Below are 13,229 nucleotides of genomic sequence, written 5' to 3' on the forward strand. Positions count from 1 at the left end.
GATCGCGGCGGTCTCGGCGAGACGGGTCAGGTCATGGCCATCGGCGCGGACGGCACCTTGCGCAGCAACCCGCCCCTGTCCCGCTCCGTCGGCGCCGGCAAGCCCGCGACGGCGCTGGGCCTCGACAAGGCCGACCTCGCGGGCGAGCGCCCCTTCACCTACACGGACGGCAGCGGCCACCGGATGGTCGCGACCGACCGGGTCTCGGTGCTCGGCGCGCCCTGGACGATCGTCGCGGAGCAGGCGGAGGAGGAAACCCTGGCGGCGGTGGGCACGCTGACGAAGGCCCTGACGGCGACGGCGCTCGCGGTCCTCGCCGTGACGACGCTCCTCGGGCTTCTCTTCGCCCGGAGCATCGTGGGCCCCCTCGGCGCCCTGACCCGCGCGCTTCAGGCCCTCGCCCGCCGCGAGACCCTGGCCGAGGTGCCGGGCAGCCGCCGCGCCGACGAGATCGGCGACATCGCCCGGGCCGTCGTCACCATCCGGGACATCTCCCTGGAAGAGGCCGCCCAGCAGTTGAAGACCACCGAGGCCGCCCGCCTGCGGGAGGAGACCGAGCGCCGCGCCCTGCTGCGCGACCTCGCCGACCGCTTCGAGCGCTCGGTCGGCGGTATCGTGGGCACCGTCTCGCAGGCGTCCACCGACCTGCAGGGCGCCGCCGCAGGCATGACCGAGGCGGTGGCCGGAACCGCGCGCCGCTCCACCTCGGTGGCGGCGACCGCCCTGCAAACCGCCGGCAACGTCAACGCGGTGGCGGTGGCGGCCGAGGAACTCGGCGCCACGGTGAGCGAGATCGGCCGGCAGGTCGAGCAGGCCTCGACCATGTCCGCCCAGGCCGTCGACGAGGCGGGACGCACGGCAACAACCATGCAGACCCTGTCGGACGCCGCGACCCGCATCGGCGATGTCGTCGGCCTCGTCTCGCAGATCGCCAGCCAGACCAACCTGCTGGCCCTCAACGCGACAATCGAGGCCGCGCGGGCCGGCGAAGCGGGCCGGGGCTTCGCCGTCGTGGCGGCGGAGGTAAAGAACCTCGCCGAGCAGACCAGCCGGGCCACGATCGAGATCGCCGGGCAGGTCGATGCCATCCGTTCGGCCACCACCGGCGCCACCGGGGCGATCCGCAGCATCGTCACGCGGATCGAGGGCATGAGCGTCGTCACCGGCAGCATCGCCGCCGCGGTCGAGGAGCAGGGCGTGACGACCCAGGAGATCGTGCGCAACATGGGTGAGGCGTCCTCGGGCACCGGCGCCATGAGCCACGACATCGAGGCCGTGGCGCTCTCGGCCGCCGAGGCCGGCGCGACGGCGGATCAGGTCCAGCGCGCATCGGCCGACCTCTCCCGCCAGTCCGAGCAGCTGCGCACGGAGGTCGCGGGCTTCCTCGCCACCGTCCGGGCGGCCTGAGGACACCGGCGGAGCCGTGACCGCATGGGCCGGCGGCGTCCGCCGGCCATGTCCTCCACGGGGTTGACCCCCCGGCGGGCTCGGGCCCAATGCCCCGGCTCAACCGGGACCCCTCGCCGATGCCGCCGCTCCTCGCCCTGCCCTTTCCCGCCATCGATCCGGTGGCGGTGGCGATCGGGCCGATCACCATCAAGTGGTACGCCCTCGCCTACATCGTCGGCCTGCTCGGCGGCTGGTACTACGCCCGCCGGCTGGTGGCGGCGGACCGCTACTGGGGCGTAGTGCGGCGCCCGAGCCTGAACGACATCGACGACCTCATCGTCTGGGTGGCGCTCGGCGTCGTCCTCGGTGGCCGCATCGGCTACGTGCTGTTCTACAACCTGCCGCTCTACCTCGCCGACCCCATCGAGATCCTGGCCATCCGCAACGGCGGCATGTCCTTCCACGGCGGCTTCCTCGGCGCCGTGCTGGCGATGGTGCTGTTCGCCCGCTCCCGCAAGCTCCAGGCCCTTACTCTCCTCGACCTCGCCGCCGTGGTGGTGCCGATCGGGCTCTTCTTCGGGCGCATCGCGAATTTCGTGAACGGCGAGCTCTGGGGCCGCATCGCCCCGGATTTCCCCTACGCCATCGTCTTCCCCACCGGCGGCCCCCTGCCCCGCCACCCGAGCCAGCTCTACGAAGCGGCCACCGAGGGCGCGCTGCTATTCGTCGTGATGCTGGTGGCGGTGCGCGCCAACGGCTTCCGCAGGCCCGGCCTGATGGGCGGCATCTTCGTCCTCGGCTATGCCCTCGCGCGGACGTTCTGCGAGTTCTTCCGCGAGCCGGACCGCCAGCTCGGCTACCTGTTCGGCACCGAGACCTGGTCGACTGGCGGCATCACCATGGGGATGGTGCTGTGCGTGCCGATGGCGCTGGTCGGCCTGACCGTCATCGTGCTCGCCCTGCGCGGCACCACCCGCCCCCGCATGGCGGCGGAGGACGTCGCCGTGCGGCCCGCCAAGGTCGACGCGGCGTGACGAGCCCGCTCTTCGCCGAGATCCGCGAGGAGATCCTGGCCTCGGGCCCGATCGGGCTCGACCGCTACATGGGTCTCTGCCTCGGCCACCCCGTGCACGGCTACTACCGAACCCGCGATCCCCTCGGGGCGCGGGGCGACTTCGTCACCGCCCCCGAGATCAGCCAGATCTTCGGCGAACTGATCGGGATCTGGATCGCGGCGAGCTGGGCCGCCATGGGTGCGCCGGCCGACCTCGCCCTGGTGGAACTCGGACCCGGCCGGGGCACCTTGATGCAGGACGCGCTGCGGGCCCTGTCCCGGGCCGCGCCGGGCCTGCGCCCGGCCCTGCACCTCGTCGAGACGAGTCCGGTGCTGCGGGCCGAGCAAAGCTCACGCCTCTCGGGCGCCGCTCCCACCTGGCACGAGTCCATCGAGACCCTGCCACAAGGCCCGATGCTCGTGATCGCCAACGAGTTCTTCGACGCCCTCCCGGTCCGCCAGTTCCAGCGCGCCGAGCGCGGCTGGTTCGAACGCCTCGTCGGCCTCTCGGCGGACGGCAGCGCCCTCGCCTTCGGCCTCGCGGCCGAGCCCGACACCCGCATCGCCGCCAGCGGCCCCACCGGCGTTCTGATGACTCTGCCGGGCGCGGCCCTCGACACCGTGCGCGGCCTCGCCCGGCGCGTCGCCGCCAACCGGGGTGCGGTGCTGGCCATCGATTACGGCCATGTCCGGCCGGGCTTCGGCGATTCGCTCCAGGCCGTGCGCGGCCACGCCTTCGTCCCGCCGCTCGCCGCCCCCGGTGAGGCCGACCTCACCACCCACGTGGATTTCACCGCCCTCGGCCGCGCCGCGACCGGCGAAGGCGCTATCCTGCACGGCCCCGTCGACCAGCGCGACTTCCTCCTCGCCCTGGGTCTGCGCGAGCGGGCCGAGCGACTGGGACGGGATGCGTCACCGACACAGCGCGACGCGATCACGGCGGCGGCGACCCGCCTGACCGATCCGTCCCGGCGCGGCATGGGTAGCCTGTTCAAGGTGATGGCGTTCTCGGACGCGACGTTGACGGCGCTGCCGGGGCTTCCGGCAGCGGGGCACTGAAGCCGAGGCGCTTCAGGGGTTTCGCCGGGCCAGCCACAGCATGCCGTGGCCCAGCGCCAAGGCGCCGATCGGGTAGAGAATCGACGTGAGAACTTGCGCGTCGATGGCCGAACTCGCGATGAGCAGGCTCGCGACGCCGACGTGCCGGCGCAGTGTGTCGAAACCGCAGGATGTACGTGGAAACCCTGCCCTTCCATCGCAAAACTTGACTTGCCCCCGCCGTCGGACTAACCGCCTCCCTATTCATTCGACGGTCTGATCGTCATCACGAACGCCGACCGGCCCCATGAGGCCGGAGGTCAACGCCCGACAGCGCGATGCGCCCTCGGGCGAGCTTCGCGTTGGAGAACAGGACGTCGGCCCCGCTTCACCCGTCGTCGTCGAGTCCCGATGCCCAACGCTGCCGCGAACACGACCCTGCGCATCGAGGATGCGGTGAACGACACCTGCCCCTGGTCGGGCAAGCCGATCGCGGCCGACTCGCTGACCCTCTACAACGGCGCGGTGGTGGGCTTCTGCAACCCGGAATGCCGGGACAAGTTCGCCAAGGCGATCCGCGGCTTCGAGGACGCGCTCCAGGCGCGCCGGGCGGAGAGCGCGGGCGTCAACCAGTGATCGACCCGATGACGATGCCGGTCCAGGGAGTCTGACGCATGTTCGAAGGCCTGTCCGATCGCCTCTCCGGGATTCTCTCCGGCCTCACGCGCCGCGGTGCGCTGACCGAGGCCGACGTCACCGCGGCCCTGCGCGAGGTCCGGCGCGCTCTGCTGGAGGCCGACGTCGCCCTCGAGGTGGTGCGCGGCTTCACCGAGAAGGTGCGTGAGAAGGCGGTCGGCGCCGTCGTCCTGAAGTCGGTCACCCCCGGCCAGATGGTCGTCAAGATCGTCAACGACGAGCTCGTGGCGATGCTTGGCTCGGACGCGAGCGTCATCGACCTCAATGCCCCCGCGCCGGTCGCCATCCTGATGGTCGGCCTGCAGGGCTCGGGCAAAACCACCACCACCGCCAAGATCGCGCGCCGGCTGGTGGCCCGCGACAAGCGCCGGGTGCTGCTGGCCTCACTCGACACCCGCCGCCCGGCGGCGATGGAGCAGCTGGCGATCCTGGCCAAGCAGGTCGAGGTCGAGAGCCTGCCGATCGTGGCCGGCCAGTCGGCGGTGCAGATCGCCCGGCGTGCCATGGATGCCGCCCGCCTCGGCGGCTTCGACGTGGTCATGCTCGACACCGCCGGCCGCATCACCCTCGACGAGGCGCTGATGGCGGAGGCGGCCGAGGTCAAGGCCGCCACCAACCCGCACGAGGTGCTCCTCGTCGCCGACGCGCTGACCGGCCAGGACGCGGTGAACACCGCCCGCGCCTTCGACGAGCGCCTCGGCGTCACCGGCATCGTGCTGACCCGCATGGACGGCGATTCGCGCGGCGGCGCGGCCCTGTCGATGCGTGCCGTCACCGGCAAGCCGATCAAGCTCGTCGGCACCGGCGAGAAGGTGGACGCGCTGGAGGAGTTTCACCCCTCCCGCGTCGCCAATCGCATCCTCGGCATGGGCGACATCGTCTCCCTCGTCGAGAAGGCGGCCGAGACCATCGACCACGAGCAGGCGCTCCGCACAGCGGAGAAGATGCGCAAGGGCAAGTTCGACCTCGACGACCTGTCGATGCAGCTCGCCCAGATGGAGAAGATGGGCGGCATCGGCGGCCTGATGGGCATGCTCCCGGGCATGGGCCAGATGAAGAAGCAGGTCGAGAGCGCCAACCTCGACGAAAACATGTTCAAGCGCCAGCGGGCCATCATCTCGTCGATGACCGCGCAGGAGCGTAAGAATCCCGACATCCTCAAGAATTCCCGCAAGAAGCGCATCGCCGCGGGTTCGGGGACGAAGGTGGAGGAGCTCAACAAGCTCCTCAAGATGCACCGGACCATGGCCGACATGATGAAGGCGATGGGTTCGGGCAAGCGCGGCATCGGGCAGGCGCTGGGCTCGATGTTCGGCATGGGCGGCGGCGGTGGGATGGGCGGCATCCCCGGCCTTCCCCCCGGCATGCCGGAGCCGACGCCGGAAATGATCGCCGACATGCAGAAGCAGCTCGGCGGCAAGCTCCCCCCGATGCCCCCGGGCCTCGGGGGCAAGATGCCGGGCCTGCCCGGGCTCGGGGGTCCCAAGGGCCCCGGCGGCCTGCCGGGTCTCGGCGGATTTCCCTTCGGGAAGAAGAAGTAGCGACGGGGGGCGTAGCGCATAGCGAGTGGGGTTTGCCCCCACGCACTCGCCATTCGCTACGCGCTTCTCGCCATCACATCACACACTGACCTTTGGAGTAGACCATGTCCCTCAAGATCCGCCTCACCCGTGGCGGCGCCAAGAAGCGCCCGTACTACCGCATCGTCGTCGCCGACGCCCGCGCTCCCCGCGACGGCCGCTTCATCGACAAGGTCGGCGTCTACGATCCCATGAAGGCCAAGGACGATCCGGCCCGCATCGTGCTCGAGGCCGACAAGATTCAGGCCTGGCTCGCCAAGGGCGCCCAGCCCACCGACCGCGTCCTGCGCTTCCTAGACGCCGCCGGCCTCGCCAAGCGCCCCGCGCGCAACAACCCGCAGAAGGCCGAGCCGGGCGAGAAGGCCAAGGAGCGCGCCGCCAAGCGCGCCGAGAAGGCCGCCGCCCCGGCCGAAGACGCCGCGGCCTGAGGCTGAGAATCCGCGCATGGCACGCCGTCCCGGAGGCAATTCACCCCAAGGTGACGGCGGCCGCCGTGCGCGGCCCGGCCGCATCGGCAGCGACGCGGCCACCTCGGCCCACCGGCCACGGCCGGACGAGGATGCCGCCCTGCCGGAGACCGATCCGAGCCTCGTCCGCATGGGCGAGTTCGGTCGCGCGCACGGCCTCAACGGCGAGGTCCGGTTGAAATCCTATACCGGCGACCCGCAGGCCATCGGGACCTACGGGCCGTTGATCGCCAGCGACGGCCGCCGCATCGAGTTTATCGATATCCGCCAGGCCGGCGGTACCTCCCCCGACCTCCTCGTCGTGCGCGTCAAGGGCGTGGCGGACCGGACCGGCGCCGAGGCGCTGAATCGCGTCGCCCTCTACCTGCCTCGCGAGCGCCTCGGCGCCACGGAGGACGAGGACGAATTCTTCACCGCGGACCTCGTCGGACTGACCGTGGTCGACACGCAGGGCGTGGTGCTCGGCACCGTGGCGGACGTGCCGAATTACGGCGGCGGCGATCTCCTCGAGATCAAGCCCGCGCTCGGCGGCGCCACCGCCCTCCTGCCCTTCACCAAGGCCTTCGTGCCGGTGCTCGCGATCGCGGAGGGTCGGGTCGTGGTCGATCCGCCCGAAGACCTGTTCGTCCCGGCCGGTCCCCGCCCACCCGACGAGCCGGTCTGAACGAGCGGATATCCGGCTCAGGCGGCTCCGGCCCACTGCGCCGCGACCGGTGGGCGCATCGGCGGGTTTCGACGCGACAGGGCGACGTGGGTCCGATTGCGGCCGGCGGCCTTCGCCACGTACAGGGCGAGGTCGGCGAGCGGGTAAAGGTCTTGGGGCGTGACCGCTCCGGTCCCCTGGGTGCTGGCGAGGCCGATACTGACGGTGATCGACCCCGGCCGGATTCCGGCAGCCGCGATGCCGAGCATGGCCACCTCCGCATGGACTGCCTCGGCGATCCGCAGCGCGCCCGCTTCGTCCGTATCCGGCAGCAGCAGCACGAATTCCTCGCCGCCGACCCGGCAGGCGAGATCGCCCGGCCGGCGGATGCTCGCGGAGAGGCAGGCGGCGAGTCCCCGCAAGACCGCGTCGCCGATCCCGTGCCCGTAGTTGTCGTTGATGGCCTTGAAGTGGTCGACGTCGACGACGAGCAGCGACCGCACCAGCGCCGGATCGGCCGGCCCCGTCCAGGCCCGGGCGATCTCGTCCTCGAAGCGACGCCGGTTCTGCAATCCCGTGAGGACGTCGGTCAGCGAAAGGCGGGCCAGCTCCGCCTGCATCCGCGTGCGCTGCCGTAACTCGCACCCGAACAGGAATGAGAGGCCGATGATCAGGCCGCACAGGACCAGCACCATCAAGCCGATGACGAGGGCCTTGGTGCGCCACTGCGCGTCGATCTCCTCCACCGCCAGGGCGACGTTCAGGATGAGTGGCAGATCCCCGACGCTCGTGTACGTGTAGAGACGCTGGCCGGCATCGCGCAGCGAACCGCCGACGAAGGTCCCGTGCGACGCCGTCAGGAAGTGCTGGAAGGTCGCCGAACCGGCCACGTTCGCCCCGATATCGGCCGGCTCGAGGGGATGGCGCATGATCCGGGTGCCGTCGCGCAGATACAGATTGATCGCACCCCGCGGACCGAGGCCGATATTGGCGAACAGCCGGGTGAAGTAGGACAGCTTCAGGGAGGCCGAGACGATCCCGCCGAAGCTCCCGTCCGGCTTGGTGATGCGTCGGCTCAGGACGATGACCGGAACGCCGACCAACCGGGATGTGACTGGCCGGCTGATGAGCAGGCCGAGATCGGCACGCGCCGCGTGCGCGCGGAAATAATCGCGGTCGGCGTTATTGAGACGGCGGGCGGGGATGGCGTGCGAATCGAAGACGGTATCGCCCGTCTCGTTCAGGACGAGCAAGACACCCATATCGGTGGCGGTCGCGGCCCGATCGAACAAGACCAGTTGGCGTAGTTCCGGGCTGATCTCCCAGATCCCCGGGGCCGACAGGTTTTCGGCGACGGCGCGCAGCGAGAGATCGATGATCTCGACATTGCGGGCGATATCGCGCTCGATCACCTGGAGCAGGTTTCGGGACGTCTGCGTGGCCTTGTCCCAGGCGTCGCTGCGCATGTCGAGCAGCATCTGTCCGCAGATCAGGAGCATGCCGATCGGTGCGAGGATGCCGAGGACGTTCCACGTCCGGGAGGCGGACAGCCACCGATCGGTTCGAAATGACAGGCGCATCGATATCGCGGACGCATCCAGTGAGAATTTCCGGCGATCTCGCACGGCAAACCCTAATCGACCGTCGCTCGCTCCCGCTGCGGGCCTGGGTTCAGGGACACAGATCGGCGGAACTGTCTCATCGAAGGAGCGCCGTCAGCGGCGGCCGTTGCTCCCGCGCGTGGTCTCGTCCCGGCACGGCCTGATCGCGCGTGGATCCGGACGTGCTTCGGCGGCCGGGGCCTCGAAGGTCGCGAGGTAGCCGACGCGCCCTGTCAGGGTGGTGAAGCCGGTCTGGCGGTAGCCGGCCGCGGTCAGCTCGCAGGTCAGAAGCGCGGGCGGCGTTCCGTGTCGCGCGGGGATATCGTCGGCGTCGACGATGCCGACGCGGCCGCCGGGCCGCATCGCGGCGGCGAGGTTGTGCAGCAGGCCGAAGGGCTGGGCGATCTCGTGATACATGTGAACCAGCACGGCGGCATCCAGCGAGCCCGGCGCCAGCCGGGGATCGTGCGGCTCCCCGCGCACGACGGTGATGTTCGTCACGCCGGCCTTCGCGATCCGTGCCTCCAGGTCGGCGAGGTAGCGTGGCGTCACGTCCTGCGCGTAGACCCGGCCCTGGGGCCCGACGCGCTCGGCGAGGCGCATGGCGTAATAGCCGCTGCCCGCGCCGATATCGGCGACGCTCTCGCCGGGGGCGATGCCCATGAGCCGGGCGACCTGCCCGACCTCGTCCACCGCGTCGCGCTGCTTCTCGGAAGCCCAGAGGGGGGCGACGATCTCTGCGACGGGCCGGTCGGGCTTGGGGAAGTCCGCGGCCGGCGCGCCGGGCGGACCGAGGGGCTCGGCGGCAAGCGCCGGCGTGAGCGTCAGGACACAGAGGAAGACGAGCGCGGGACGGATCATGCAGGGACAACCGCGCGCCGGCTCTTCGGTGCCACGTTGACCGCGCGCGGGACGAAGCGCCATCAAGCGGCATGACACCCGAGATTCCCGCCCAGACCCCGGCGACCCCGCCCTGGACCGCCACCATCCTGACCCTCTACCCGGCCATGTTTCCCGGGCCCCTCGGCGTCTCGCTCTCGGGGGACGCCCTGGCGCGGGGCACCTGGGCGCTGGAGGCACGCGACATCCGCGAGCACGGCCTCGGCCGTCACCGGGCGGTGGACGACACCCCAGCTGGGGGCGGGGCCGGCATGGTTCTGCGCTGCGACGTGCTCGGCGCCGCCATCGACGCGGCGGCACCGAGCGACGATGCGCGGCCCCGCCTGCTGATGAGTCCTCGCGGAAAGCCCCTCACGCAGGCGCGCGTCCGGGCCCTCAGCGCGGGGCCGGGCGTCGTCGTCGTCTGCGGCCGCTTCGAGGGGGTGGACGAGCGCGTCATCGCGGGCCGCGGCCTGGAGGAGGTCTCGATCGGCGACTACATCCTGTCCGGCGGCGAGATTGCCGCCCTGGTGCTCCTCGACGCGTGCATCCGCCTGCTGCCCGGTGTGATGGGCAAGATGGCCTCGGGCGAAGAGGAGAGCTTCGAGGGCGGGCACCTCGAGTATCCGCACTACACCCGGCCCCGCGACTGGGAGGGACGGGCGATCCCCGACGTGCTCACCGGCGGCAACCACGGCGCCATCGCGAAGTGGCGCCGGGCCGAAGCCCTCCGCCTGACCCGCGAGCGCCGGCCGGACCTGCTCGGCCCCGGCGAAGCCTGACGGGCGTCGCCGCGAACCGTTGACGGGGTGTTTTCCAGGCGCGGGGCCGGTCGAAGTCGGCACCGTCCTGCTCTCGGACCATCTTGCGTCCGCATCGTCTTGGGTTCATTGCCGTGCCCGGGCCACTCCTCCCCAACGAGGAGCTTTCATCTGGAAGGATGACGTACGTGACCAACCGACCCGCCACGCGCCCTCGCGTGCCGAATTTCTCGTCAGGCCCCTGCACCAAGCGCCCCGGCTGGAGCCTCCAGGCCCTCGCGGACGCGCCGCTCGGCCGCTCGCACCGCTCGGCCATCGGCAAGGCCAAGCTGAAGCAAGCCATCGACCTCACCCGCACAGTGCTTCAGGTGCCGGCCGACTATCGCATCGGTATCGTGCCCGCCTCCGACACCGGCGCCGTCGAGATGGCGATGTGGTCGATGCTCGGGCCCAAGACCGTCGAGGTCGTGGCCTGGGAGGCGTTCGGCCTCGAATGGGTCACCGACGCCCTGAAGGAACTCAAGATCGCGCCCCGCGTGCATGTAAGCGAATACGGCATCCTGCCCGACCTCTCGGCTGTCGATACGAAGCACAACGACGTCATTTTCACCTGGAACGGCACGGCCGCCGGTGTGCGCGTCCCGAATGGCGACTGGATCGCCGCCGATCGCGAGGGCATCACCATCTGCGACGCCACCTCGGCCGCCTTCGCGATGCCGCTGGACTGGGCCAAGCTCGATGTCGTCACCTTCTCCTGGCAGAAGGTCATGGGCGGCGAGGCCGCGCACGGCATGATCGTGCTCTCGCCCCGCGCGGTCGCCCGCATCGAATCCAACGTCCCGGCCTGGCCCGTGCCCAAGGTCTTCCGCATGGCCAAGGACGGCAAGCTGATCGAGGGTATCTTCAAGGGCGACACCATCAACACGCCTTCCATGCTGGCGGTGGAGGATTACCTCGACACCCTGAAATGGGCGCAAGAGCTCGGTGGGCTCCCGGCGCTGCACGCGCGGGCGGACGCCAATGCCCGGGTGATCCATGATTGGGTGGCTCGTACGCCCTGGATCGGACACCTCGCGGCCGATGCCGGCACCTACAGCAACACGGGCGTCTGTCTCGTCATCACCGATCCGGACGTGCTCGCCCGGGGTGATACCGTGGTCGGCGCGGTCGCCAAGGGTATCGCCGACACCCTCGACCGCGAGGGCATCGCGTACGACATCGGAGCCTATCGCGATGCGCCCGCCGGCCTACGGATCTGGTGCGGCGGCACGGTGGAACGCGCCGACCTCGAGGCGCTGACCCCGTGGCTCGACTGGGCCTTTGCGGCCGAGAAGGCGAAGCTCGCCAAGGCGGCCTGACCCCAAAGCCGACGGTTCGTCACCCGTCCGAACGGTCCCGGCGGCGCGCTTGCGTGCGAGCGCCGCCGGGCGCCCGTCCATCCCGTGTCCGGCTCGGAATCCGCCATGCCCGTGCCCAAGATCCTCATCTCCGACGCGCTCTCCGAGGCGGCGGTCCAGTCCTTGCGCGAGCGCGGCCTCGCGGTGGATTTCCGGCCCGAACTCGGCCGGGACCGCGACGCGTTGCTGGCGTGCATTGATGCCTATGACGGCCTCGCGATCCGCTCGGCCACCCGCGTGACGGAGAAGCTGCTGTCCCGCGCGGGGCGCCTGCGGGTGATCGGCCGCGCCGGCATCGGCGTCGACAACGTCGACGTGGCCGCGGCCACCGCCCGGGGCGTCGTGGTGATGAACACGCCCTTCGGCAACTCCATTACCACCGCCGAACACGCCATCGCGATGATGTTCGCGCTGGCCCGGCAGATCCCCCAGGCGGATGCATCGACCCAGGCGGGGCGCTGGGAAAAGACGCGCTTTCTCGGGGTGGAACTGACGGGCAAGACCCTCGGCATCATCGGCTGCGGCAACATCGGCGCCGTGGTGGCGGATCGGGCCATCGGCCTGCGGCTCCGGGTCGTCGCCTACGATCCCTATCTGACGCCCGAGCGGGCCACGGAACTCGGCGTCGAGAAGCTCGACCTCGAGGCCCTGCTGGCACGGGCCGACATCATCAGCCTGCACGTGCCGCTGACCGAGCGGACCCGCGACATCCTCTCGGCCGAGACGCTGGCTTTGACCAAATCTGGCGTGCGCATCGTCAACTGCGCCCGGGGCGGACTGGTGGACGAGGTCGCGCTCCGCGCGGCCCTCGATTCGGGCCACGTGGCGGGGGCCGCCTTCGACGTGTTCGTGACCGAGCCGGCCCATGACAACCCGCTGTTCGGACACCCCAACGTGGTCTGCACGCCCCATCTCGGGGCCGCCACCCGCGAAGCGCAGGAGAACGTGGCCCTGCAGGTCGCCGAGCAGATGGCCGACTACCTCGTGCAAGGAGCCGTCCGCAACGCCGTCAACCTGCCGGCGATCTCCGCCGAGGAGGCGCCGCGCCTGCGTCCCTTCGTGGCGCTCGCGGAGAAGCTCGGCTCGTTTCTCGGGCAGCTCACGGACGCGCCGGTCCGGGGCATCCGCCTCACCTTCGAGGGCGCGGTCGCCGAGATGAACACCCGCGCGCTCACGGCCGCGGCCGTCATGGGCGTGCTCCGCCCGGTCCTGCCCGGCATCAACATGGTCTCCGCCCCCGCGATCGCCCGCGAGCGCGGCATCGTGGTGGAGGCGGTGACCCGGGCCGGATCGGCACCGGACTACGAATCGGTCCTGCGCATCACCGTCGATGCCGAGGACATGCCCCGCGACGCCGCCGGCACCGTCTTCCACGACGGCAAGCCGCGCTTGATCGAGATCCGGTCGATCCCCATCGACGCGGCCTTCTCGGCGCACATGCTCTACGTGCGCAACCGCGACGAGCCCGGCTTCATCGGCCGCTTCGGCAGCGTACTGGGCGAGGCCGGCGTCAACGTGGCGACCTTCAACCTCGGACGCGACGCGCGGGGCGGGAACGCGATCTGCCTCTGCGCCGTCGACGCGCCGGTGCCGGATGACGTCCTTGAGCAGATCGCCGCGATCCCACAGGTGAAGTGGGTGCGGCCGGTGTGCTTCTGAGGAAAGCCGGTCCGATCGGATGCGGGCCCACGCGCAGGCTGGCCTCCCGGAGGCGTTCTGACGTA

Annotated in this window: 12 protein-coding genes; 10 read left to right on the top strand and 2 right to left on the bottom strand. The window is 70.9% G+C overall.

The features are described 5' to 3' along the window. From MFF30_RS12720 to rimM, 7 genes are all read left to right on the top strand, one after another. Positions 1–1,407 (top strand): methyl-accepting chemotaxis protein (locus MFF30_RS12720; protein ID WP_238279792.1); only part of this gene is annotated, 1,407 nt, incomplete at its 5' end. Between the two features lie 119 nt (positions 1,408–1,526). Further along, positions 1,527–2,423 (top strand): prolipoprotein diacylglyceryl transferase, encoded by an 897-nt coding sequence (lgt, locus tag MFF30_RS12725; RefSeq protein WP_238279793.1) that lies wholly within the window; start codon positions 1,527–1,529, stop codon positions 2,421–2,423. After that, on the top strand, positions 2,420–3,502 hold the full coding sequence (locus tag MFF30_RS12730; RefSeq protein ID WP_238279794.1) for a class I SAM-dependent methyltransferase: 1,083 nt from the start codon (positions 2,420–2,422) through the stop codon (positions 3,500–3,502). The genes lgt and MFF30_RS12730 overlap by 4 nt, the downstream gene beginning before the upstream one ends. Positions 3,503–3,892: 390 nt before the next feature. Then, positions 3,893–4,117: a hypothetical protein gene (locus tag MFF30_RS12735; protein ID WP_056475430.1), complete on the top strand. Its 225-nt coding sequence runs from the start codon at positions 3,893–3,895 to the stop codon at positions 4,115–4,117. A 38-nt stretch (positions 4,118–4,155) separates the two neighbouring features. Then, the gene (gene ffh, locus MFF30_RS12740) at positions 4,156–5,718 is read left to right on the top strand and encodes a signal recognition particle protein (RefSeq protein ID WP_238279795.1); all 1,563 of its coding nucleotides are present in this window, start codon (positions 4,156–4,158) and stop codon (positions 5,716–5,718) included. Positions 5,719–5,822: 104 nt separating this feature from the next. Beyond that, the gene (rpsP, locus tag MFF30_RS12745) at positions 5,823–6,185 is read left to right on the top strand and encodes a 30S ribosomal protein S16 (protein WP_055957770.1); all 363 of its coding nucleotides are present in this window, start codon (positions 5,823–5,825) and stop codon (positions 6,183–6,185) included. Between the two features lie 16 nt (positions 6,186–6,201). Next, a complete protein-coding gene (gene rimM, locus MFF30_RS12750) occupies positions 6,202–6,888 on the top strand; it encodes a ribosome maturation factor RimM (RefSeq protein WP_238279796.1) in 687 nt (228 codons plus the stop codon). 17 nt (positions 6,889–6,905) lie between these two features. On the opposite strand, the gene MFF30_RS12755 is transcribed toward rimM, so the two are convergent. Together MFF30_RS12755 and MFF30_RS12760 are read right to left on the bottom strand one after the other, a co-directional pair. Further along, on the bottom strand, positions 6,906–8,447 hold the full coding sequence (locus MFF30_RS12755) for a sensor domain-containing diguanylate cyclase (protein ID WP_238279797.1): 1,542 nt from the start codon (positions 8,445–8,447) through the stop codon (positions 6,906–6,908). 135 nt (positions 8,448–8,582) lie between these two features. After that, positions 8,583–9,329: a methyltransferase domain-containing protein gene (locus tag MFF30_RS12760; RefSeq protein ID WP_238279798.1), complete on the bottom strand. Its 747-nt coding sequence runs from the start codon at positions 9,327–9,329 to the stop codon at positions 8,583–8,585. Positions 9,330–9,400: 71 nt separating this feature from the next. Here MFF30_RS12760 and trmD point away from each other — a divergent pair, with 71 nt between their 5' ends. The 3 genes from trmD (at position 9,401) to serA (ending at position 13,164) form a co-directional block, all read left to right on the top strand. Then, positions 9,401–10,129: a tRNA (guanosine(37)-N1)-methyltransferase TrmD gene (trmD, locus tag MFF30_RS12765; RefSeq protein ID WP_238279799.1), complete on the top strand. Its 729-nt coding sequence runs from the start codon at positions 9,401–9,403 to the stop codon at positions 10,127–10,129. A gap of 158 nt (positions 10,130–10,287) precedes the next feature. After that, positions 10,288–11,466 carry a phosphoserine transaminase gene (locus MFF30_RS12770; protein ID WP_238279800.1) on the top strand — a complete coding sequence of 393 codons (1,179 nt, stop codon included), beginning with the start codon at positions 10,288–10,290 and terminating at the stop codon, positions 11,464–11,466. Between the two features lie 105 nt (positions 11,467–11,571). Further along, the gene (gene serA / locus MFF30_RS12775) at positions 11,572–13,164 is read left to right on the top strand and encodes a phosphoglycerate dehydrogenase (RefSeq protein ID WP_238279801.1); all 1,593 of its coding nucleotides are present in this window, start codon (positions 11,572–11,574) and stop codon (positions 13,162–13,164) included. The last annotated feature ends 65 nt before the right edge of the window (positions 13,165–13,229 follow it).

This window comes from Methylobacterium goesingense (genome assembly GCF_022179225.1).
In the GTDB taxonomy this organism is placed as follows: domain Bacteria; phylum Pseudomonadota; class Alphaproteobacteria; order Rhizobiales; family Beijerinckiaceae; genus Methylobacterium; species Methylobacterium goesingense.

What these genes read in the sequence shown, in the direction of transcription:
- rpsP (WP_055957770.1), top strand. Translation starts at nt 5,823, where the DNA reads ATGTCCCTCAAGATCCGCCTCACCCGTGGCGGCGCCAAGAAGCGCCCG.
- trmD (WP_238279799.1), top strand. Translation starts at nt 9,401, where the DNA reads ATGACACCCGAGATTCCCGCCCAGACCCCGGCGACCCCGCCCTGGACC.
- rimM (WP_238279796.1), top strand. Translation starts at nt 6,202, where the DNA reads ATGGCACGCCGTCCCGGAGGCAATTCACCCCAAGGTGACGGCGGCCGC.
- MFF30_RS12755 (WP_238279797.1), bottom strand. Translation starts at nt 8,447, where the DNA reads ATGCGCCTGTCATTTCGAACCGATCGGTGGCTGTCCGCCTCCCGGACG.
- MFF30_RS12735 (WP_056475430.1), top strand. Translation starts at nt 3,893, where the DNA reads ATGCCCAACGCTGCCGCGAACACGACCCTGCGCATCGAGGATGCGGTG.
- MFF30_RS12760 (WP_238279798.1), bottom strand. Translation starts at nt 9,329, where the DNA reads ATGATCCGTCCCGCGCTCGTCTTCCTCTGTGTCCTGACGCTCACGCCG.
- MFF30_RS12770 (WP_238279800.1), top strand. Translation starts at nt 10,288, where the DNA reads ATGACGTACGTGACCAACCGACCCGCCACGCGCCCTCGCGTGCCGAAT.
- lgt (WP_238279793.1), top strand. Translation starts at nt 1,527, where the DNA reads ATGCCGCCGCTCCTCGCCCTGCCCTTTCCCGCCATCGATCCGGTGGCG.
- serA (WP_238279801.1), top strand. Translation starts at nt 11,572, where the DNA reads ATGCCCGTGCCCAAGATCCTCATCTCCGACGCGCTCTCCGAGGCGGCG.
- ffh (WP_238279795.1), top strand. Translation starts at nt 4,156, where the DNA reads ATGTTCGAAGGCCTGTCCGATCGCCTCTCCGGGATTCTCTCCGGCCTC.